The following is a 20,397-nucleotide window of genomic DNA, read 5'->3' as shown; positions in this document are numbered from 1 at the left end:
CATGGATGCTGGCGACTATTGCCAGTGACGTAGCACACAGCCTAGAGTACGAAAGCGCTTTCGTAAGCGCTTCCAGCCCGGTGCAAAGGAGCGTCCGAGGATGTCCACCCGGTTGACAAAGATGAGATGGGCAACGGCATTCGGCGCGACGATGGCCCTCGCGCTCTCCGGTTGCAGCGGGGGAGACGACGGGGGCTCGTCCTCCGGCGACGACCCGATCGTGGTCGGCATCTCGCTGCCGTTGACCGGCGACTTCTCCGAGCCCGGTAAGGGTGTGCAGCGTGGCTACCAGGCCTGGGAGAAGATCGTCAACGACAACGGCGGCCTGTTGGGCCGCAAGGTCCAGCTGAAGATCCTCGACGACCAGTCCAACGCCGACCGCGTCGTCTCCGACTACGAGCAGCTGATCGGCCAGGACCAGGTCGATGTCGTCGTCGGTCCCTTCTCGACCCGCCTCGTCGTGCCGGCCGCCCGGGTCGCGCAGGAGTACGGCATGTTGTTCGTCGAGCCGGCGGGCGCGGCGAAGGAGGTCTTCGAGCAGGGCTTCAAGAACCTGTTCTACGCCGCCCCCGCGGTGGCGAACGACCACTACAACCACCTCGCGGAGTACATCCTGGCGCTGCCGGCGGGCCAGCGGCCCACCACGGCCGCCTACGCCGCGATGGACGACCCGTTCGCCCAGGGCACCGCGTACGGCCTGAAGGAGAAGCTGGAACAGGCCGGCGTGCGCACCGTGGTCAACGAGGTCTACCCGCCGAACACCACCGACTTCAGCGGCATCGCCGCGAAGATCGCCTCGTCCCGGGCGGACATCGTGGTCGGCGGCTCCCAGTACCAGGACGGCGTCAACCTGATCGTCGCCCTCCAGCAGCTGGCCTACCAGCCCAAGCTGGCCGCCTTCTCCACGGCGCCGACCAGCCCCGAGTTCGCCGCCGCCATCGGCAACAAGACCGAGGGCATCCTCTCGCCCACCGGCTACACCCAGAAGGCGCCCTATCCGAGCAACGTCGAGTTCGTGCAGAAGTACACCGCCCAGTTCGGCTCCCCGCCGGAGGAGGACGAGGCGAACGCCTACACCACCGGCCAGGTCGTCGCGGCGGCGATCACCGCGGTGGGCTGCGCGGAGCAGGGCGAGTGCCAGCAGAAGCTGATCGACTGGATCCGTGGCAACAAGGTGGAGACCGTGGTCGGCCCGCTCACCTGGGACGCCACCGGCAAGCCGCAGGGCGCGCACATGATCCAGCAGTGGGTCAAGGGGGAGATCCAGATCGTGCTGCCCGCCGACGCCAAGGAGGCGGACATCGTCTACCCCAAGCCGGCCTGGTAGGCACCGATGTCCTCTGGCGCGCTGATCTTCCAGAGCGTCGTCCTGGGCGTGCTCCTGGGCGGGCTCTACGCCCTGCTGGCCTCGGGTCTGACCCTCTACTTCGGCATCATGCGGGTGGTGATGATCGCCCACTCGGCGTTCCTCATCCTCGCCGCGTACCTCGCCTGGTGGTCGCACACCCGGCTCGGCGTCGACCCGTTGCTGTCGCTGGTCGTCACCGTCCCGCTCTTCTTCGGCTTCGGAGTGCTGCTGCAACGGCTGCTGCTGTCCCGGCTGCGCCCGGCGACGCTGACCATGATGTCGGTGCTGCTGACCTTCGCCATCGCGGTGACGATCGAGGGACTGCTCGGCTACGCCTTCACCGGCACCCAGCGGCGCATCCAGCTCGGCTACGGCTCGGCGAACATCGAGCTGTTCGGCGCGCGGATCGCGGTGGTCAAGCTGATCGCGTTCGGCCTCGCCGCCGTCGCCCTGCTGACGCTCTACCTGCTGCTGAAGCGGACCACCTTCGGCTGGGCGCTGCGGGCGACGATCCAGCACCGCGACGCGGCCCGGCTGGTCGGCATCGACACCGACCGGGTCGCCGGCTTCGGTTTCGGCATCGGCCTGGCCAGCGCGGCCGTCGGCGGCACCGCGCTGGCGCTGGACACCACCATCTACCCCTCGCTGCACTGGCACTGGATCGGGCCGCTGATGGCGATCATCGTCGTCGGTGGTTTGGGCAGCGTGCCGGGCGCGGCCGCCGCCGCCATGGTGCTCGGGCTGATGCAGAGCCTGTTGCAGATCCCGCTGAACACCACCTGGGCGCAGACCATCTTCTATCTCGCGCTCTTCGCCACGCTGGCGTTCCGCCCGCAGGGATTCTTCGGAGGTCGGCTTGCCCAGCGCTTCTGACCCCAGCACGGCGACACCGCCGCCGGCCGCCGTACCGCCGCCGGCCGGATCGCCGCCGCCGGCGTCGCCGGCCGGTGGACCGCTCGGCGTACGACGGTCGGTGCTCACCACCGGTCGGGTCGTCCGCGGCGTCCTGCTCGTGGCGCTCGTCGCGGTGGCCCTCTCCTTCCCGTCGCTCGCCCCGAACCCCTACATCCTCTCGGCGGGCATCGTCGTGGTGAACTACGCGGTCCTGTCGACCTCGTGGAACTTCGTCGGCGGGTTCACCGGCTACATCTCACTCGGGCACGGCGCGCTGGCCGGGCTCGGCGCGTACGGCACCGGGTTGCTCGTCACGAAGGCCGGCCTGCCGAGCTTCCTGGCCCTCGCGGTCGCGGCCCTCGCGGTCGCCGCGCTGGCCGTGCCGATCGGGTACGCGGCGCTGCGGGTCCGCGGCGCCTCCTTCGTGATCGTCTCCATCGCCCTGGTGCTGGTCCTGCTACTGATCTTCCAGAGCTGGGCGTCGTTCACCGGCGGATCCCGGGGGCTGGTCGTGCCGCGGCCCTTCCCGGATCTGCTGCGCCCCGAGCACCATCGGGTCTTCTACTTCCTCTTCGTCGGGCTGCTGGCGCTCGCGCTGCTGGCGTGGTGGCTGATCGACCGCTCACGCTTCGGCCTCGGGCTGAAGGCGATCCGGGAGGACGAGGACAAGGCCGAGGCGCTGGGTACCCCGACGTTCACCTACAAGCTGGTGGTCTTCGTGGTGTCCGCCGGGTTCACCGGCTGCGCCGGCGGCCTCTACGCGCTCTGGTTCGGCGACCTCGACCCGGTCTTCCAGTTCTCCATCCTGACCGGCTCCTACATGGTGCTCATGGCGCTGCTCGGCGGGGTGCGCAACCTCTTCGGGCCGCTGCTCGGCGCTCTGGTCGTCGGCGTCGCGCTGGAGTACTTCAAGGTCGAGTACGGCAACACCCCGCTGCACCTGGTGGCGACCGGCCTGCTGCTCGCCCTGGTGGTGCTCTTCATGCCCGACGGCGTGCTGCCCGCGGTCGCGGCCCTGCGGGACCGGTTCCGCCCGGCCCAGCACTCGATCCGCGAGGTGACCGCCGCCGAGCTGCGCGAGCAGCGGGAGCGCGACGATCCCGGGGCCGGGTCACCCGAGCTGGCCGGGGCGGGCAACGGCGGCTCGGGCAACCGGTCGACGAAGGAGCGGTCATGAGCGACGGGCAGACACTGCGTACGGAGGGCCTGACCAAGGCGTTCGGGGGCGTGGTCGCGCTCGACGGCGCCAGCGTGGCCTTCCACTCCGGCAAGGTGAACGCGCTCATCGGCCCCAACGGCTCGGGCAAGACCACGTTCTTCAACTGCGTCACCGGCATGATCCGGCCGGACGGCGGCCGGACGACCTACCGGGGGCGCGACATCACCCGCGCGACGCCGCACGCCATCGCGCACGCCGGTGTCGGCCGTACCTTCCAGCTCTGCCGGGTCTTCCCGCGGATGTCCGCGCTGGACAACGTGCTCGCCGCGGTGCGCCCGGCGGGCCTGCTCGGCCAGTTGCGTGGCGCGCACGGCCGGGCCGAGGTCGACCGGGCCCGCGGCTGGCTGACCCGGCTGGGCATCGAGCACCTCGCCGACGTCGAGGCGCGGAACATGTCCTGGGGGCAGCAGAAGCTGCTGGAGCTGGCCGGCGTGCTGATGAGCGATCCGGAGACGGTGCTGTTGGACGAGCCGGCCGGCGGGGTCAACCCGGCGCTGCTCGACCGGATCGGTGGCCTGGTCCGCGAACTCAACGCCGAGGGCCGGACCTTCGTGATCGTCGAGCACAACATGGACCTGGTGATGAGCATCAGCGACCACATCGTGGTCTTCGACCGGGGTCGGCCGATAGCCGAGGGGCCACCGTCAGTCATCCGCTCCGACGAACGCGTGCTGGGGGCCTACCTTGGCGTCTGAGATCGAACTCATCGACATCCAGGCCGGCTACGGGCGCGCCGCACCGGTGCTGCGCGGCCTCTCCGTCGCGGTGCCGGCCGGCACCATCGTCTGTCTGGTCGGCCCGAACGGCGCCGGCAAGTCCACCGTGCTCAAGGTCGCCAGCGGGTTGCTTCCGCCGCGCGAGGGGCGGATCCTGGTCGGCGGCCGGGAGGTGACCGGCCAGGGCCCGCAGCGGATGCTCGCCGCCGGGGTCGCCCACGTCCTGCAGGGGCACAGCGTGTTCCGCGAGATGACGGTGGCGGAGAACGTGCTGCTCGGCGGCTACACGCTCAAGGACAAGGCGTTCATCGCCGAGCGCGTCGAGTTCGTCAAGGAGCTCTTCCCGGTGGTGGCCGAGCGGTGGGGCAGCCTCGCCGGGCTGCTCTCCGGCGGGCAGCAGAAGCAGGTGGAGTTCGCGCGCTCGCTGATGGTGGATCCCAAGGTGGTCCTGCTGGACGAGCCGTCCATGGGCCTCGACCCCAAGGCGACCGCCACGGTCTTCGAGCAGGTGGTCCGGATGCGCGACGCCGGCACCGCCGTACTGCTCGTCGAGCAGAACGCGCGACGGGCGCTGGAGACCGCCGACCTCGGCTGCGTGCTCGACCTCGGCCGGGTGCACATCTCCGGCCCGGCGTCCGAGCTGTTGGCCGACCCGCAGCTCGGCGAGCTCTATCTCGGCGGACGACCCGCCGAGCCGCCGGTCGCGCCCAAGCGCTGAACCTGAAAACGGCACCACCGCAGCACCGACATAGGGAGGTCCGACCGCTCCGGAAAACGCTTGCCCGGACGGTGGACCGACGAAGTTCGTGGCACAGAGAGGTGTACGCGATGTCGAGAGCAGGACGCGCGGTCGCCGCGACCGCCGCACTCGTGGCGGCCGGTGTGCTGGCGGGAGCCGCGGCGCCACCCGCGCTGGCCGGCGCCCCCGGCCCGCGCGACGTCCACCCGTCCCTACGAGAGAACCTGGTCGCCTTCTACGACTTCGACCACCCGGTCCCCGGCGACCCGGCGCTCGAGCGCGACCAGGGCCGGTCCGGCACCGAGATCGAACTGGTCAACGGCGGCGCGCAGATGCGGGTCGCGGACCGCGCCTACCGGGGCGCCGGCCGGGCGCTGCAGACCCGGCAGGTCGAGCCGAGCGTCGCCGGCAACGACGACTGGAAGGCCGGCATCTACTCCGCCGGCGGCGTGCGGACCATGCGACCGTTCAACGCCGTCGCCGGCACCACCGTGATGGGCTGGTTCAAGGTGGGAATGACCAGCCCTCGCCCCAACTCCAACACCGCCGACCCCGCCGACCTGTTCAACGCGATCGGGCTCGCCGGCGTGCTGACCGGCGACTCCGACGGGCACGGCGTCCGGGCGCTGCTCGAACTCATCGACGTCAACGGTGAGCTCCGGCTCGTCGCGCTCGGCCGGCGCCTCGACGGCGGCAACTCGCAGACGTTCGCGGCGGACGGGGACTGGCGCACGCTGCTGCCGGCGGGCGAGTGGGTGCACCTCGCCGCAACCTTCGACTTCGCCACCGGCTCGATGGCGCTCTACCGCAACGGCCGGCCGCTCGCCGGCTTCTACACCCGTACCGATGACCCGTGGCTGGTGAGCGGCCCGGGCCCGCACGTCACCACCGCCTCCGATCCGCGTGGCATCAAGATCGGCGGCAGCTATCCGCAGGACACCCGCGAGCAGAACCCGTGCGACTGCCGGATGGACTCGCTGATGTTCCTCGACCAGGTGGTCTCGGCGCGTGACGTCGAGAAGCAGTACCGGCACATGACCCGGGGGCACTGACCCGCCCCGCCACCCGTCCCGCAATCCCGTCCCGAGAATGGAGTGACCCTTGCGCATCTCCACTCGTCGCGCGCGCAGACCGGTGACCACCGCCGTGCTCGCGGCCGCCGCGCTAACCCTGTCGCTGCTGGCCGCGACGCCCGCCCAGGCAGCCGACCCGATCTACGATCCGATCCCCGAGGCGCAGATCCAGAGCCGCCTCGGGCTCGTCCTCGAGGAGTACACCTCCTTCCCGAAGTCCGAGCCGACGCCCGCGCCGACCGACCCGCGGCTGATGCGGCAGGCCCGGATCAACACCATCATGGAGATCCCCGACGGCTCCGGCCGCCGGGCCGTGCCCGATCTGAACGGCCAGCTCTACGTCGTGAAGAACGGGGTGCCGCACGTCTACCTCGACGTGGCGGCGACCTTCGCGCCGAAGTTCTTCTCCGGTCGCGGGCTCGGCCAGGGCTTCGGCTACGTGGCCTTCCACCCGGACTTCAAGCGCAGCGGCAAGTTCTACACGGTGCACACCGAGCAGGCGGCGCTGGCGACCGAGGTGCCGGACTGGTCGCAGAGCGGCACCATCTTCCACGGCATCATCACCGAGTGGACGGCGAGCGACCCCGCGGCGGACACCTTCGCCGGCACCCGACGGGAGGTGCTGCGCATCGGCTTCGGCGGCCAGGTGCACGGCATCCAGGAGATCAACTTCAACCCGACCGCCAAGAAGCGCGACCTCGACTACGGCATGCTCTACATCGCCGCCGGCGACGGCGGGCTCGGCGTGCGCAACACCGACCCGCAGAACCTCGCCCTGCCGCACGGCAAGCTGCTGCGGATCGACCCGCTCGGCACCAACGCGGCGAGCGGCCGCTACGGCGTGCCACCGTCGAACCCGTTCGTCGGCCGGCCCGGCGCGCTCGGCGAGATCTACGCCTTCGGCTTCCGGGATCCGCACCGGTTCAGCTGGGACCGGCAGACCGGCGCGCTCTACCTCGGCCACATCGGCGAGCACGCCATCGAGGCGATCTACGAGGTGCGGGCGGGCGACAACTTCGGCTGGAGCGAGCGCGAGGGCGCCTTCGTCTTCGACAAGACCTCGACGCGTCCCTGCGACAAGCTCTTCCCGCTGCCCGAGGACGACGAGCAGTACGGCTACACCTACCCGGTGGCGGCGTACGACCACGATCCGGCGCCGGGTTGGAACTGCACCTCGGACGTCGGGGTCGCGGTGGCCGGCGGGTTCGTCTACCGCGGCCGGGACGTGCCGGCGCTGCGCGGCAAGTACGTCTTCGGTGACCTGGTCGACGGCCGGGTGCTCTACACCGAGGCCAAGCAGATGCGCCGCGGGGAGGGGCTGGCGCCGATCCACCGGCTGGCCCTCTTCGACGCCGCCGGCAATTCGGTGCGGATGCAGGACCTCTCCGGCCCGGGTGCGCCCGCGCCCAGTGACCCCAACCGGGTCGACCTGCGGTTCGGCACCGACGCGCAGGGTGAGCTCTACCTGCTGGCCAAGGCGAACGGAAAGATCTGGAAGGCGACCGGTACCCGGGAGTTCGCGAGCGGCCAGGTGGGCAACACCAAGGTTCGGGACACCATGCGCCCCAGCAACTGGGCGCCGGTGACCCCGTCGAAGTGGCAGTTCACCGGCAAGCAGGTGATCCTGGCCGAGGCCGGCGTGGCCCGGCCCGGTCCGCGTCGCCCGTTCGAGTACGCGGTGCTCACCGCCGGCCCGGAGTTCGCCGCGGTGGACGTCACCGCCGAGGTGCGGCTGGACACCCCGGTCGAGGTGACGAACCGAGACGTGATCATCGTGTTCGGCTACAAGTCCGACACGGAGTTCTACTACGCGCACGTCTCGACGGACAACACGATCCTGCCGCACAACGGCATCTTCAAGGTCAACAATGCCGACCGGGAGCGGATCGACTATCAGTGGAACGGTCGCTCCCGTGGCGCCGCGCCGGCCATCGTGGACGCGGACTGGCACACCGTGCGGGTCAAGCACCTGCCGGCGACGGGAGAGATCGCGGTCTACATCGACGGGGCGAAGGACCCGCTGATGACCGCGAAGGACACCACGTTCGGCTCGGGTCGGGTGGGCTTCGGCTCGTTCGACAACATCGGGCGGATGCGTGACCTCACCGTACGCGGCACCCCGGCGGCCTGACCGGCCGCCGGTCCGGCCGGACGGGCAGGGGAGCGGCGGCAACGTGGCCGCCGCTCCCCGCTCCCTCGGCTCGCGGGTCGGCGCCGCCGGGTCAGGCCGGTATCCGGGGAGTGCTGGCCCGCAGCACCACCTCGCCGCCGATCCGGCGCAGGCGGGGCCGCTCGACGTCGTCCTCCAGCGCCAGCCGGACAGCCAACGCCCCGATCTCCTCCAGGGGGATCCGCACGGTGGTCAGCCCCGGATTGACGTCACGCAGGGTGGCGATGTCGTCGAAGCCGGCGATCGCCATCGCGGCAGGAAGCTCAAGCCCTCGATCACGCATCGCGGCCATCGCGCCCACCGCCATCACGTCGTTGACGGCGAACACGCAGCTGACATCGGGCGAAAGGTCGAGCAGTTGCTGCATGGCCTGGTAGCCACCGTCCCGGGTGAACGGCCCGGGCACCACGTGCTCCGGGGAGAGCCGGCCGCCCCGACGGGCCAGCGCCTCCCGGAAACCGGTCACCCGCTCGGTGGCGGTGACCAGGTCGGCCGGACCGGAGAGCACCGCGAACCGGCGGTGCCCGAGATCGTGCAGCGCCTGCCCGAGGTCGCGGGCGCCGGCGTGGTTGTCGATCGAGATGGTGTCCACCGGGAGGCGCGGCTGGCTGACCGCCACCGCCCGCCCCCCTTCGGCCTCGAACGCGGCGAGTTCGTCGGCGAGCCGATCGGTGGCGGCCCGGTCGTCGGTGCGGCTGCCCACCACGATGACGACGCTGGCCCAGTGTCGGCGGAACGCGCCCACGTAGTCGGACTCCGCCCGGGGCCGGCGCTCGGTGCTGGCCATGGTGACCAGCAGCCCGTGCGCCTCGGCCTCCCGCATCACCCCCGCGGCGACGGCGGAGAAGTAGGGGTCGGCGATGTCGTGCAGCGACAGGCCGACGATGTTGGTCCGGCCGCGGGCCATCGCCTGGGCGTGGGCGTTGGGGGAGTAGCGCAGCTCGGCCGCGGCCTGCAGCACCCGCTCGCGCAGCTTTTCGCCGACCACCCGGTTCGCGCTGCCGTTGAGGGCGCGGGAGGCGGTGGCCAGCGACACGCCGGCGCGGCGCGCCACGTCGTGCAGCGTGACGGAACCGGTCACGAAACCGTTCCTTCCCGAACTCGGCCGCGGGCGGAAATCGCTTACCGCCAGCGTAGGAAGCGGTCGTTCACCTCGTCAAACCCGTCGTCCGGCCGGTGGCCCGGATCCGCGGGGTCGAGTGCCCGTCGCCGCCGTCGACCCAACGGTGCGGCGAGGGCTTGCACGGGTGCCGGGCTCTGCCATACCGTTTCGGTAAGCGCTTTCCAAGGAGGTTCGTCGATGGCCGGTCGCAAGCTCGGAGTGGTGATGAACGGGGTGACCGGCCGGATGGGCTACCGGCAGCACCTGCTGCGGTCCGTCCTCGCCATCCGGGAGCAGGGCGGGGTGCTGCTCTCCGACGGCACCCGGGTGCAGCTCGAACCGCTGCTGGTCGGCCGCAACGAGACCAAGCTGCGCGAGATCGCCGAGCGGCACGCGCTGCCCCGCTGGACGACCGACCTGGACTCCGCGCTGGCCGACGCCGACTATCCGGTCTACTTCGACTCCCAGCTGACCCAGCTCCGGGAGAAGTCGCTGATCAAGGCGATGGACGCCGGCCGGCACATCTACACCGAGAAGCCCATCGCCGAGTCGCTCACCGGGGCGCTCGAGCTGGCCCGGCACGCCCGGCGGGCCGGGGTGAAGAACGGCGTGGTGCACGACAAGCTCTACCTGCCCGGGCTGATGAAGCTCAAGCGGCTCGTCGACGGCGGCTTCTTCGGCCGGATCCTGTCGGTGCGCGGCGAGTTCGGCTACTGGGTCTTCGAGGGCGACTGGCAGCCGGCGCAGCGCCCCAGCTGGAACTACCGGGCGCAGGACGGCGGCGGCATCGCGCTGGACATGTTCCCGCACTGGAGCTACGTGCTGGAGAACCTGTTCGGCGCGGTACGGGCGGTCACCGCCCGCGTCGTGACGCACATCCCGCAGCGCTGGGACGAGCAGGGTCAGCGCTACGACGCGACCGCCGACGACGCCGCGTACGCCATCTTCGAGCTCGACGGCGGCGTCGTCGCCCAGGTCAACTCGTCCTGGGCGGTCCGGGTCAACCGGGACGAGCTGGTGGAGTTCCAGGTCGACGGCACCGACGGCAGCGCGGTCGCCGGGCTGCACCGCTGCCGGGTCCAGCCACGGGCGGTGACCCCGAAGCCGGTGTGGAACCCGGACCTGGTGGAAACCCAGGTGTTCCGCGACCAGTGGCAGGAGGTGCCGGACAACGCCGTGCTCGACAACGGCTTCAAGGCCCAGTGGGAGCAGTTCGTCCGGCACGTGGTCGAGGACGCGCCGAACCCCTACGACCTGCTCTCCGGCGCCCGCGGAGTGCAGCTCGCCGACGCCGGGCTGCGCTCCTCCCGGGAGGGCCGCCGCATCGAGCTGCCGGAGCTGACCGCATGAGCGAGCGCAGCGGGCGAGTCGTCGGGCACCGGGCGCCCGGGCCGCACGCCGGCACCGACCGACGCGGGGTGCCGGCGTGAGCGCGACCGTGCGGCTGCCCCGCGCCGACGGGTCGTGGGAGCAGCGGCGCCTCGCCGAGCCGGCCCGCTGGCAGCGGCCGGCCGGGCCGCTCACCGCCCGGATCGCGTTCGCCGCCGCGCACGTCGTGGCCGACCCGCTGGGCGACAACGTGCCCGGCGCGCCGGCGGTGGTGGACTGGGAGTCCACCCTGGCGTTCCGCCGGCACCTCTGGTCGTACGGGCTCGGGGTGGCCGAGGCGATGGACACCGCCCAGCGCGGCATGGGGTTGGACTGGGCCGCCACCCGTCAGCTCATCGACCGCAGCGCCGCCGCCGCCCGCGAGGTGGGCGGCCGGATCGCCGCCGGCGCCGGCACCGACCACGCGCCGGCCGACCTCACCTCCCTGGACGACGTCACCGCCGCCTACGAGGAGCAGATTGAGATCGTCGAGGCCAGTGGCGCGCAGGTCATCCTGATGGCCAGCCGGCAACTGGCCCGGCTGGCCCGTGGCCCGGAGGACTACGCCAAGGTGTACGAGCGACTCCTCGGCCAGGTCTCCCGCCCGGTGATCCTGCACTGGCTGGGGCCGATGTTCGACCCGGCGCTGCACGGCTACTGGGGCTCGGCGGAGGTCCCGGCGGCCACCGCCGCGTTCCTCGACCTGATCGGGCGGCACGGGGGCAAGGTCGACGGGGTGAAGGTGTCGCTGCTCGACGCGGAGCACGAGCGGATGCTGCGGTCCGCCCTGCCGGCCGGGGTGCGCCTCTACACCGGCGACGACTTCAACTACCCGGAGCTGATCCGGGGCGACGGGACGCACCACAGCGACGCCCTGCTCGGCGTCTTCGCCGCGATCGCGCCGGCCGCGTCGGCCGCCCTGCAGGCCCTCGACCGGGGCGACCTGGCGAGCTACGACGCGACCTTCGCACCGACGCTGCCGCTGGCCCGGCACGTGTTCGCCGCCCCGACCTGGTACTACAAGACCGGCGTCGCCTTCCTGGCCTGGCTCTGCGGCCACCAGCCCGGCTTCACCATGGTCGGTGGGCTGCAGAGCGCCCGGGGCGTCGTCCACCTCGCCGAGCTGGCCCGGCTCGCCGACGACGCCCGGCTGCTGCCCGACCCCGACCTGGCCGCCGCCCGGCTGCGGGCCTTCCTCGACGTCGCCGGGGTGCCTCGATGACCGCCACGGGTGGTCCGGCACCGGCCACCGCGGACAGCACCGTCGACGGTCCCGCGCCGGCAGCCACGGACACCACCGTCGACGTGCCCTCCGGTCGGGCGGCCGTCGAGCCGACCCCGGTGCCGGGCGACCCGCGGCTGGCCCGGCTCTCGCTCAATCAGAAGACCACCGACCGGTGGTCGGTCGCCGAGGCGGTCGCCGGCTGCGTACGGGCCGGCCTGCCCGCGATCGGGTTGTGGCGCGAACCCGTCCAGGCGATCGGCGTTCCCGCCGCGGCCCGCCTGGTCGCCGACGCCGGCCTACGGGTCTCCTCGCTGTGCCGGGGCGGGTTCCTCACCGCCGCCGACCCGGCGGCCCGACGCCGCGCGCTCGACGACAACCGGCGCGCCATCGACGAGGCCGCCGAGCTGGGCGCGGAGTGTCTGGTCATGGTGGTCGGTGGCCTGCCGGACTCGTCCCGCGACCTGGCCGGCGCCCGGGAGCGGGCCGCCGACGGGATCGCCGAGCTGGCCCCGTACGCGGCGCGGCGCGGGGTGCGGCTCGGGCTGGAGCCCATGCACCCGATCTTCTGCGCCGACCGCGGGGTGCTCTCCACCCTCGGCCAGGCGCTCGACCTCGCCGAGCGGTTCCCCGCCGACCAGGTCGGCGTCGTGGTCGACACCTTCCACGTCTGGTGGGACCCGGACGTGCTGGGCCAGATCCGGCGGGCCCGGGGCCGGATCGTCAGCTTCCAGGTCTGCGACTGGATCACCCCGCTGCCGCCGGACGCCCTGCTCTCCCGGGGCATGATGGGCGACGGGCACATCGACTTCCCGCTGCTGCGCCGGGCCGTCGAGCAGGCCGGCTACCAGGGGGACGTCGAGGTGGAGATCTTCAACGCCGAGGTGTGGGCGGCCGACCCCGAGGCCGTCGTCGCCACCCTGGCCCGCCGCTACGTCGCGCACGTGCTGGCCGACTGACCAGCGCCGGGGCTCAGAGCACCTGGTCGAGGAAGCGGCGCAGCCGCGGGTGCTCGGCCCCCTCGAAGATCGCGGCCGGCGGCCCGGCCTCCAGCACCACCCCACGGTCCATGAAGGCCACCGTGTCGGCGACCTCGCGGGCGAAGCCCATCTCGTGGGTGACCACCACCATGGTCATGCCGCCGGCGGCCAGGTCCGCCATCACCCCGAGCACCCCCTTCACCAGCTCGGGGTCGAGCGCGCTGGTCGCCTCGTCGAAGAGCATCACCTGCGGCTGCAACGCCAGCGCCCGGGCGATCGCCACCCGCTGCTGCTGGCCGCCGGAGAGGTGCGCCGGCCGGGCGTCCGCCTTGCCGGCCAGCCCGACGAGGTCCAGCTGGGCCCGGGCCACCGCCACCGCCTCCTCTTCGCCCAGCCGCTTGATCCGCCGCAGCGCCAGGGTGACGTTGCGCAGCACGCTCATGTGCGGGAAGAGGTTGAACTGTTGGAAGACCATGCCGACCCGCTGCCGCAGCGCGTCCGGGTCGTCGGACAGCACACTGCGTCCGTCCAGCAGCACGTCGCCACGGTCCGGCTCGATCAGCCGGTTGATGGTCCGCAGCAGGGTGGACTTGCCCGACCCGGACGGGCCGATCACGCAGGCGGTCGTGCCGCGCGGCACGTCCAGGTCGACGCCGCGGAGCACCTGGTTCGCCCCGAAGGCGAGATGCACGTCGCGGACACCCAGGCTGACCGAGGTGCTGGTGGTCGTGGTGTCGGTGCTCATCGCTGGCTCCCTCCCGCCGCGCCGGGCAGTGTCAGGTCCACGTCGGAGGTGTCGTCGCTCGGCGGGGCGCCCGGGCGGCCGTGTCGCAGCCGCCGGTCGATCGCGTTGACCACGTGCGTCAGCGGCACGGTCAGCGCCAGGTAGAAGAGCCCCGCCAGCAGCAGCGCGGACTCGTTGCCGGTGGTGGCGGCGTAGTCCTGGCCGATCCGGAACAGCTCCCGCTCGCTGGCCACCAGGCCGAGGAAGTAGACCAGGCTGGAGTCCTTGATCAGCGCGATGAGCTGGTTGACCCAGGCCGGCAGGACCCGTCGTACGCCCTGGGGGATGATCACCATCCGCATCGACTCGCCCCAGGAGAAGCCGAGCGCCCGCGCGCCCTCCAACTGGGCCGCCTCCACCGACTGGATGCCCGATCGGAAGATCTCCCCGATGTAGGCGGCCGCGATCAGGGAGAGCGCCAGGATGCCCAGCGGGTAGGGGTTCGGGCCCCAGACCTGCATGCCGAGCGGCGCCAGCCCGACGCCGATCAGCAGGATCGTCGCGGCGGCCGGCAGGCCCCGGAACACGTCGGTGTAGACCCGCGCCGGCCAGCGCAGCCAGCGGGTGCGGGAGATGCCGGCGATGGCCAGCAGCATGCCCAGCACCGAGCCGAGCAGGGCGGCGGAGACCGCCAGGATCAGCGTGTTGGGCAACCCGACGGTCAGCATCTCGGGCAGCGCCTCGCGCATCGATTCCCAGTCGAAGAAGGTCTCCCACAGGGTGCGCAACGGATCCATAGTCGCCTCTCCTACCGCCCCGCTCGTCGTCTCGTACCGTCAGGACGCGGCCGACGCCGACGCCGACGGCGCCGCCGGAACCGCGACGGTGCCGCTGCCCGGCTTGAAGTCCGCCGGCACCGGCCGGCCCGGGTAGTACTGGGCCTGCAGCCGGCTCCACGTGCCGTCGGCGATCACCTCGTCGAGGGCCTTGTTCAGCGCCTCGCGCAGCTTGTCGTTCCCCTTCGCCACGGCGTACGCGGTCGGCGCCGGGCTGAGCTGCTTCGCGGCCACGGAGATCTTGCCCCCGCTGTCCGCGGCGGACTTCTCACCGATCTCAGCCGGGGCGATCCAGGCGTCGGCGGTGCCGGCCTTGAGCTGGTTGATCGCGCCGTTGTAGTCCGGCACCCGCACCGGGTTGAGCTGCTTGCCGGTGGCGTAGTCGTCCTGCACGGTGCCCTGTACCACCACGACCCGCTTGCCGCTGAGTTGGTCGAAGCTGGTGATCGGGGAACCGGCCGGAACGTCGAGTCCGAAGTAGCCGAAGTCGTAGCCGTTACCGAAGTCGACGGTCTTCTTGCGCGCCTCCGTGATCGTGATCGAGGAGCTGCCGACGTCGAACTTGTGGTTGTTGACCTGGGCGAGCAGCGCGGAGAAGTCGGTACCGACGAACTCCACCTTCAGGTTGATCTTCGCGGCGACCGCGCTGAGCAGGTCGTTGTCGAAACCGGTGAACTTGCCGTCCTTCAGGTACACGTTCGGCGGCGCGTCGGTGAGCGTGCCGGCCCGCAACACGCCGGGTTGGAGCAGCTCGTACGGGTTGTCCGCCGCGCTGGACGAGGCGTCGTCGCCGCAGGCGGTGAGGGCGGCGGCGCCGAGGAGTGCGGCCACGCCGAGGGCGGCCACCCGGGTCAGGGCAGGAAGAGATCGCACAGGTGTCTCCGAATGGTGTCAGCGGCGGGGCACGGGCGTGCGCCGCCGACGGTGCGCCCGATGGGCGTACCGCGGGATCGATCAGGGGAGCGGGGGCGGGCGCGTCAGCGCGAGAGGCGACACGCGGCGCTGCAGACCCACATCATGTCGACGTGGCGGCGCCGGGTCAGGGCCACCGGCGTGGGCGACGAGACCGACGCGGCGACCGGAGGAGTGCTGGTGCGGATCATTCTGGTTCTCCTGGGTCGGGTTGACCTGGGAACCAGGCCACGCTTGCACCGGAGGTTGCTCCGATGCCTGGTCTTCACCCGGGGCACCCCACCGCGGAGGAGGGTTGCCGGCCAGCGAGCCGGGGCTTGACGCTGGCGCTCATGACCTGCGCCGAGGCTAGCAGGGCGGTACGGGGCATCGTCCACCCGTTATGACCACGCTCACCCGGGCCACGCCGGGCACGGAGCAGGCACGCGCCCGAAGCCGGGCGAATCGCCCACCGGGCGTGGGCGGCGGTGACACCATCACCGGATGGTGGACGCACCGCCGAGCCTGCGGCGCGGAGGCAGAGGTCGGGTGCTGAGCGGGACCGCCGAGCGGTGAGCCGAAGTCGGCCGCCGTACCCGGTGCGCAGGCCCGCTGACCGTCAGCGCGAGGGGGCACGCGGAAGCGCCGGCGCCGGTCGGCGCCGGCGCATCGGCCGCCGGGGGTCCGTCCCGGCCCCCCGGGTGCGGGAGCCGGGACGGGTCATCGGTCAGAACGTGGAGACGTTGAGCAGCTTCTCCTGGACGCCGTCCGGGTCGCCGGCCGGCCAGTTGTACGCGGTGGTGCCGGCCCCCTGCAACGCCGACTTCACCGCGCCCGGCGAGGCGCTGGGGTGGGTGGCCTTGTAGAGGGCCGCGCCACCGGCGACGTGCGGGCTGGCCATCGAGGTACCGGAGATGGTGTTGTAGCCGGCGCCCTTCCACGTGGAGTAGATGCAGACACCGGGCGCCATCAGGTCGACGTCCGCGCCGAAGTTGGAGAAGTCGGCGATGGTGTCGTCCACGTCGCTGCGGCAGGTGGCCGCCGCGCCGCCGCCGGGCACGCCGTTGAAGTCGGCCAGGGCGCTGACCGTGATCACCTCGTCGTACGCCGCGGGCACGTGATTGGCCGCGTTGTCGGTCTCGTTGCCGGCCGCCACCACGTAGGTCACACCGGCCGCAACGGAGCGGCAGATCGCCTCGTGCATCGCGTCCCGGTTGGTGCCGCAGGCGCTGTCCGTGCCCGAGCCGCCGAGGCTCATGTTGGCGACCTCGATCTCGCTGGCATGCGCGGTCACGTAGTCGATGCCGCAGATGATCGCGGAGAACGACCCGCTACCCGCGTTGTTCAGTACCCGGACCGGCCAGATCCTCGCGCCCGGGGCCACGCCGACCACACCGGCGCTGTTGTCGAGCGCGCCGATCGTGCCGGCGACGTGCGTGCCGTGGCCGTTGCCGTCGTCGGCGCTGTTGCCGGTGGAGCAGTTCTTGGCGCCGGCCGTGTAGACGTTCAGGTCCGGGTGGTCCAGGTCCACGCCACTGTCGATGACGGCGACGTCCACGTTGACCCGCTCGTCCACGCCATTGATCTTCGCGGTGGGGCTGAGTTCGGCGTCGGCCCGGTTGATGCCGGTGGGCGTGGTCTGGGCGTCAGTGCTGACCACCCCGTCGGGCTGGACGAAGAGCACCCGGGAGTCGCGGGCGATCCGGGCCGCGGCGGTGGGGCTCATCCGGGCCGAGTAGCCACGCAGGGCGTGCTCGTAGACGTACCCGACGCTCGCGCCGCGGGCCCGCGCGTGCTCGGCGGCGACCGACGGCGAGTCGGCGCCGGCGCGGAGGACGACGATGTAGTCGCTGGCCGCCTCGGCGGGGGCGGCGGTGGCGCCGCTCGCCGCAGCGGCGGCGACGACGATGCCGGTGAGCATCGCGACGCCCAGGGATCTGCGCATGGGGTTCCTCTCCACAGCGGTTGGTGGGCGGTTGGCCCAGGGCGAGGTTGGCCGATGGGAGCGGGCTCGGACCAGATGCAACAGCCATCCGTTATGATAAATACATCAATAGGATGGAAAAGCCGCACAACGGCGGACCCGACGTCGCGGACGGCGGGCGTGGAACTCCTGCCCGGTTATCGGCGATCGGGGCGATGGCGTTTCATCGCCGGCCGCTTGGTGGCGCACCCGGGGTTGGTTACCGTCGAGCCAGCCACAGCGAGAGAGGTCCGCGAGCGTATGGAGACACCGGATCGCGACGTCGTCCGGCGCGCCGCGGCCGGTGATCCCGACGCCGTCGCCCGGGTGCTCGCGCTCATCAGGCCGATCGTGGTCCGCTACAGCCTGGCCCGGCTCGGGCAGGTCGGCGCCGGCGGGGCCACCGCCGAGGACGTCGCGCAGGAGGTCTGTCTCGCCGTGCTGCGCGCGTTGCCCCGTTTCCAGGACCAGGGCAGGCCGTTCCTCGCGTTCGTCTACGGCATCGCCGCCCGCAAGGTCGCCGACGTTCTGCGCGCGGCGAGCCGGGATCGCGCGGAGACCGTCGCCGAGGTGCCGGACGCGCCCGACCCCACTCCCGGCCCGGAGCACCGGGCGCTCACCGCCGACCTCGGCGGCTGGCTGGCCGGGCTGCTGGCCCAGCTTCCGGCGACCCACCGGGAGATCCTGGTCCTGCGCCTCGCGGTCGGCATGACGGCGGACGAAGTCGGTACGGTGCTGGGCATGACCGGAGGTGCCGTCCGGCTCGCCCAGCACCGCGCCCTCACTCGACTGCGCGCCCTCGCCGGCGACACTTTCGCCCGGGTGATCCTGTGACGACCGAACTGCCACCGCCCCAGCCGCAGGACCCGGTGCTGCGCGACGACCAGCTTCTCGATGCGATCAGCCGTGGCGAGCCGGTCCCGTCCGAGCATCCGGTCGACGACCCGATCGCCGCGTTACTGCACCGCTGGCACTCCGAGGTGGAGGCCCAGGCGCGGCAACTCGACGCGGTCGGGGACCGGGTCCCCGGCCCGGCGCCGACTGCCGGGCCACCGCCTGCCCAGGTGCCGGCGGAAGGCGCCGGTGCCCGCCGGCCGGTGCCCACCCGGCCGGGTCGGGCGGGTCGGCCCCCTGCCGCCCGGCCCGTCGGCGCGCCCGGTCGACGGCGGCGCGTCACGGCGGCCGGCGTGGCCCTGGCCCTGGTCGGCGTCGCCGGCGGGCTGTGGCTCGGTGCTGTCCGCGCCGAGCCCGGCGGGCTGCTCTGGCCGGTCACCAGGCTGGTCTACGCCGACCGTGCCGAGTCCCTGGCCACCGAGCGGGAGATCGGCCGGGCGATCGAGCAGGCGCGGCGGGACCTCACCGACGGCCGGCATGCCGAGGCCCGCGAACACCTGGAACGGGCCGCGGCGCTGCTGGGCACGATCGGCGACGGCGACGCCGCGGCCCGGCTGCGAAGTGAACTCGACGACCTGCGGCGTCACCTGCCGCCCGTGGTGCCGGCCGATCCGACGCAGCCCGGTCCGCGGGCCGTGACCGACGTGCCCGCATCGTCCGTCCCTCAGCCGCCCACGTCGACCGGCCAGGACACCGGCGCAGCCGATCCCGCTCCGGCCAGCACTCCGGCGCAACCGGAATCCGAGGACCGGCCCGCCAACCCGAGCGGCCGGACGCCGGCCCCGGCGGACCGCATCCCGCCCCACCCGACGCCGGCGAACCGGCCCGCTGACCCGAGCGGCCGGACGCGGGCCCCCGCGCCGCCCGCCCCCGCGCCGCCCGCCCCCGCGCCGCCCGCCCCCGGGCAGGACCGGCCCCGGGAGCCGGCGGCGGAAACCGGTCCGCACCCGCCTCGGAACCCGCGGCCGCCCGGCACGATCCCGCCGCCCCGCAGCGCCGGCGCGCCGCCCGCCGGCGCACCGCGGTCGGACCCGCCCCGCTCAGGACCCGACGGCCACGAACTCGGCGGCCACGAACTCGGCGGTCGGGACGAGCGGACCGGCCGCCCCCGGGCCTCCTGACTCCGGCGGCGGACAGGCGCGGAGCGGGCGGCCCGACGGCATCCGCTGGCGTACCCCGACGGTGGCGGGGTACCCGTCCCGGGACGACGCCGCCCGAGGAGGTACGCCGTGCCGGACAAGCACGAGCAGGCCGAAGAGATGCGTGACGACGTGCCGTCGACCGTCGCCCGCTCCGACGACAAGGCGGTACGGACCTACAAGAAGACGCTCGAGTCGGCCGAGGAGACCTACGGCGACGGCGAGCGGGCCCACCGGACCGCGTACGCCTCGCTGAAGCACACCCACGAGAAGGTCGGCGACCACTGGGAGCCGAAGGAGCGTCCCGGGCCGTCCGATCCGCAGGCCGCGTTGGGCGGCCCCGCCTCCCGGTCCCGCCCCCGGGAGACGGCGCAGGGGGTGGACGCCAACGCGAGCAAGGAGCACCTCGACGAGGTGGCGCGGCGGGTCGGTGTCGCGCGACCGGAGGAGTTGGCGAAGGGCGACCTGGTACAGGCGATCGAGAAGGCGAACGCGCGCGCGACCGCACGGGCCCGGCGACGACGCTGACCCCGGGCGGGACCGCCGGTCCTGGCCGGGCGGCCCACCGCGCTGCGCCGACCCGGCCTCGGCCGGCCGGCGCCGCCGATAGAGTGACGGTGGGGCACCGGACGGCACGGGGGCGGGGCGGTGCGATCGCCATGGTCGCAACCCTGCGGAGAGGTGGGCGCGCCATGACGGCGAACCGGGACATCGTCACCCGAGCCTTCGCGGACTGGTCCGCCGGCACCGGCGCGATCAGCGACATCTTCGCCCCGGATATGCGGTGGGAAGTGGTCGGCAACTCGGTGGTGGCGGGCACCTACCAGAGCGCCGACGACTTCGTCACCCAGGCGATGGGGCCGTTCAACGCGCGGTTCGACGCGAACGGCCCGTACCGGCCGGTGGCCCTCCGGGCGATCTACGAGGACGCCGACGCGAACACCGTCATCGCCGTGTTCGACGGCGCGGGCGTGACCGTCACGGGCTCGACGTACGAGAACACCTACGCCTGGTTCCTGACCTTCCGCGACGGCAAGGTGGTCGACGCGACGGCCTTCTTCGACAGCCTGGCCTTCAACGAGCTCTGGAAGATCCCGCCGGCCGGCTGACACGGGCGGG

Annotated in this window: 19 protein-coding genes and 1 riboswitch; of the genes, 14 read left to right on the top strand and 5 right to left on the bottom strand. The window is 72.6% G+C overall.

Annotation, left to right across the window (positions count from 1 at the left end; all coding sequences use genetic code 11):
- Nucleotides 1-100: 100 nt before the first annotated feature.
- The 7 genes from ACIP9D_RS02780 to ACIP9D_RS02750 all read left to right on the top strand — a co-directional run bounded on the left by ACIP9D_RS02780 (nt 101) and on the right by ACIP9D_RS02750 (nt 8,120).
- On the top strand, nt 101-1,327 hold the full coding sequence (locus ACIP9D_RS02780) for an amino acid ABC transporter substrate-binding protein (RefSeq protein ID WP_350870284.1): 1,227 nt from the start codon (nt 101-103) through the stop codon (nt 1,325-1,327).
- 6 nt (nt 1,328-1,333) lie between these two features.
- Nucleotides 1,334-2,221 carry a branched-chain amino acid ABC transporter permease gene (locus ACIP9D_RS02775; protein WP_350870282.1) on the top strand — a complete coding sequence of 296 codons (888 nt, stop codon included), beginning with the start codon at nt 1,334-1,336 and terminating at the stop codon, nt 2,219-2,221.
- Complete coding sequence (locus tag ACIP9D_RS02770) at nt 2,205-3,419, top strand: branched-chain amino acid ABC transporter permease (RefSeq protein WP_350870280.1); 1,215 nt, start codon at nt 2,205-2,207, stop codon at nt 3,417-3,419. The genes ACIP9D_RS02775 and ACIP9D_RS02770 overlap by 17 nt, the downstream gene beginning before the upstream one ends.
- The gene (locus ACIP9D_RS02765; protein WP_350870278.1) at nt 3,416-4,156 is read left to right on the top strand and encodes an ABC transporter ATP-binding protein; all 741 of its coding nucleotides are present in this window, start codon (nt 3,416-3,418) and stop codon (nt 4,154-4,156) included. Before ACIP9D_RS02770 ends, ACIP9D_RS02765 begins: the two co-directional genes overlap by 4 nt.
- Nucleotides 4,146-4,895 (top strand): ABC transporter ATP-binding protein, encoded by a 750-nt coding sequence (locus ACIP9D_RS02760; protein WP_350870276.1) that lies wholly within the window; start codon nt 4,146-4,148, stop codon nt 4,893-4,895. Before ACIP9D_RS02765 ends, ACIP9D_RS02760 begins: the two co-directional genes overlap by 11 nt.
- Nucleotides 4,896-5,005: 110 nt before the next feature.
- Nucleotides 5,006-5,968, top strand: coding sequence for a LamG-like jellyroll fold domain-containing protein (locus ACIP9D_RS02755; protein ID WP_350870274.1), 963 nt, complete (start codon nt 5,006-5,008; stop codon nt 5,966-5,968).
- Nucleotides 5,969-6,017: 49 nt separating this feature from the next.
- Complete coding sequence (locus ACIP9D_RS02750) at nt 6,018-8,120, top strand: PQQ-dependent sugar dehydrogenase (RefSeq protein ID WP_350870272.1); 2,103 nt, start codon at nt 6,018-6,020, stop codon at nt 8,118-8,120.
- A gap of 91 nt (nt 8,121-8,211) precedes the next feature.
- On the opposite strand, the gene ACIP9D_RS02745 is transcribed toward ACIP9D_RS02750, so the two are convergent.
- A complete protein-coding gene (locus ACIP9D_RS02745; RefSeq protein ID WP_350870270.1) occupies nt 8,212-9,240 on the bottom strand; it encodes a LacI family DNA-binding transcriptional regulator in 1,029 nt (342 codons plus the stop codon).
- A gap of 219 nt (nt 9,241-9,459) precedes the next feature.
- On the opposite strand from ACIP9D_RS02745, the gene ACIP9D_RS02740 reads away from it, so the two are divergent.
- The 3 genes from ACIP9D_RS02740 (at nt 9,460) to ACIP9D_RS02730 (ending at nt 12,810) form a co-directional block, all read left to right on the top strand.
- Nucleotides 9,460-10,611 carry a Gfo/Idh/MocA family oxidoreductase gene (locus ACIP9D_RS02740; protein WP_350870268.1) on the top strand — a complete coding sequence of 384 codons (1,152 nt, stop codon included), beginning with the start codon at nt 9,460-9,462 and terminating at the stop codon, nt 10,609-10,611.
- A gap of 76 nt (nt 10,612-10,687) precedes the next feature.
- Nucleotides 10,688-11,851, top strand: a complete 1,164-nt coding sequence (locus tag ACIP9D_RS02735; RefSeq protein ID WP_350870266.1) for a dihydrodipicolinate synthase family protein — start codon at nt 10,688-10,690, stop codon at nt 11,849-11,851.
- Between the two features lie 119 nt (nt 11,852-11,970).
- Nucleotides 11,971-12,810: a sugar phosphate isomerase/epimerase family protein gene (locus ACIP9D_RS02730; protein WP_350871120.1), complete on the top strand. Its 840-nt coding sequence runs from the start codon at nt 11,971-11,973 to the stop codon at nt 12,808-12,810.
- Nucleotides 12,811-12,823: 13 nt separating this feature from the next.
- Here the strand turns inward: ACIP9D_RS02730 and ACIP9D_RS02725 are convergent, their stop codons facing one another.
- The 4 genes from ACIP9D_RS02725 to ACIP9D_RS02710 form a co-directional block, all read right to left on the bottom strand.
- Nucleotides 12,824-13,576: an amino acid ABC transporter ATP-binding protein gene (locus ACIP9D_RS02725; protein WP_350870265.1), complete on the bottom strand. Its 753-nt coding sequence runs from the start codon at nt 13,574-13,576 to the stop codon at nt 12,824-12,826.
- Nucleotides 13,573-14,352: an amino acid ABC transporter permease gene (locus tag ACIP9D_RS02720; protein ID WP_350870263.1), complete on the bottom strand. Its 780-nt coding sequence runs from the start codon at nt 14,350-14,352 to the stop codon at nt 13,573-13,575. Before ACIP9D_RS02720 ends, ACIP9D_RS02725 begins: the two co-directional genes overlap by 4 nt.
- Before the next feature lie 39 nt (nt 14,353-14,391).
- Nucleotides 14,392-15,264, bottom strand: a complete 873-nt coding sequence (locus tag ACIP9D_RS02715) for an ABC transporter substrate-binding protein (protein WP_350870262.1) — start codon at nt 15,262-15,264, stop codon at nt 14,392-14,394.
- 264 nt (nt 15,265-15,528) lie between these two features.
- A riboswitch (SAM riboswitch) is annotated at nt 15,529-15,641 on the bottom strand.
- Between the two features lie 368 nt (nt 15,642-16,009).
- A complete protein-coding gene (locus tag ACIP9D_RS02710) occupies nt 16,010-17,227 on the bottom strand; it encodes a S8 family peptidase (protein WP_350870260.1) in 1,218 nt (405 codons plus the stop codon).
- A gap of 279 nt (nt 17,228-17,506) precedes the next feature.
- On the opposite strand from ACIP9D_RS02710, the gene shbA reads away from it, so the two are divergent.
- From shbA to ACIP9D_RS02690, 4 genes are all read left to right on the top strand, one after another.
- On the top strand, nt 17,507-18,079 hold the full coding sequence (gene shbA / locus ACIP9D_RS02705) for an RNA polymerase sigma factor ShbA (protein ID WP_350870258.1): 573 nt from the start codon (nt 17,507-17,509) through the stop codon (nt 18,077-18,079).
- Entirely contained in the window at nt 18,076-19,260 is a 1,185-nt protein-coding gene (locus ACIP9D_RS02700) for an anti-sigma-D factor RsdA (protein WP_350870256.1), read from the top strand. The genes shbA and ACIP9D_RS02700 overlap by 4 nt, the downstream gene beginning before the upstream one ends.
- A 138-nt stretch (nt 19,261-19,398) precedes the next feature.
- The gene (locus ACIP9D_RS02695) at nt 19,399-19,806 is read left to right on the top strand and encodes a ChaB family protein (RefSeq protein ID WP_350871118.1); all 408 of its coding nucleotides are present in this window, start codon (nt 19,399-19,401) and stop codon (nt 19,804-19,806) included.
- A 164-nt stretch (nt 19,807-19,970) separates the two neighbouring features.
- Nucleotides 19,971-20,387 (top strand): nuclear transport factor 2 family protein, encoded by a 417-nt coding sequence (locus ACIP9D_RS02690; RefSeq protein WP_350870254.1) that lies wholly within the window; start codon nt 19,971-19,973, stop codon nt 20,385-20,387.
- The last annotated feature ends 10 nt before the right edge of the window (nt 20,388-20,397 follow it).

This window comes from Micromonospora sp. NPDC093243 (assembly GCF_044753725.1).
Classification (GTDB): Bacteria; Actinomycetota; Actinomycetes; order Mycobacteriales; family Micromonosporaceae; genus Micromonospora.
This window is presented reverse-complemented; position numbering and strand designations above follow the sequence as displayed.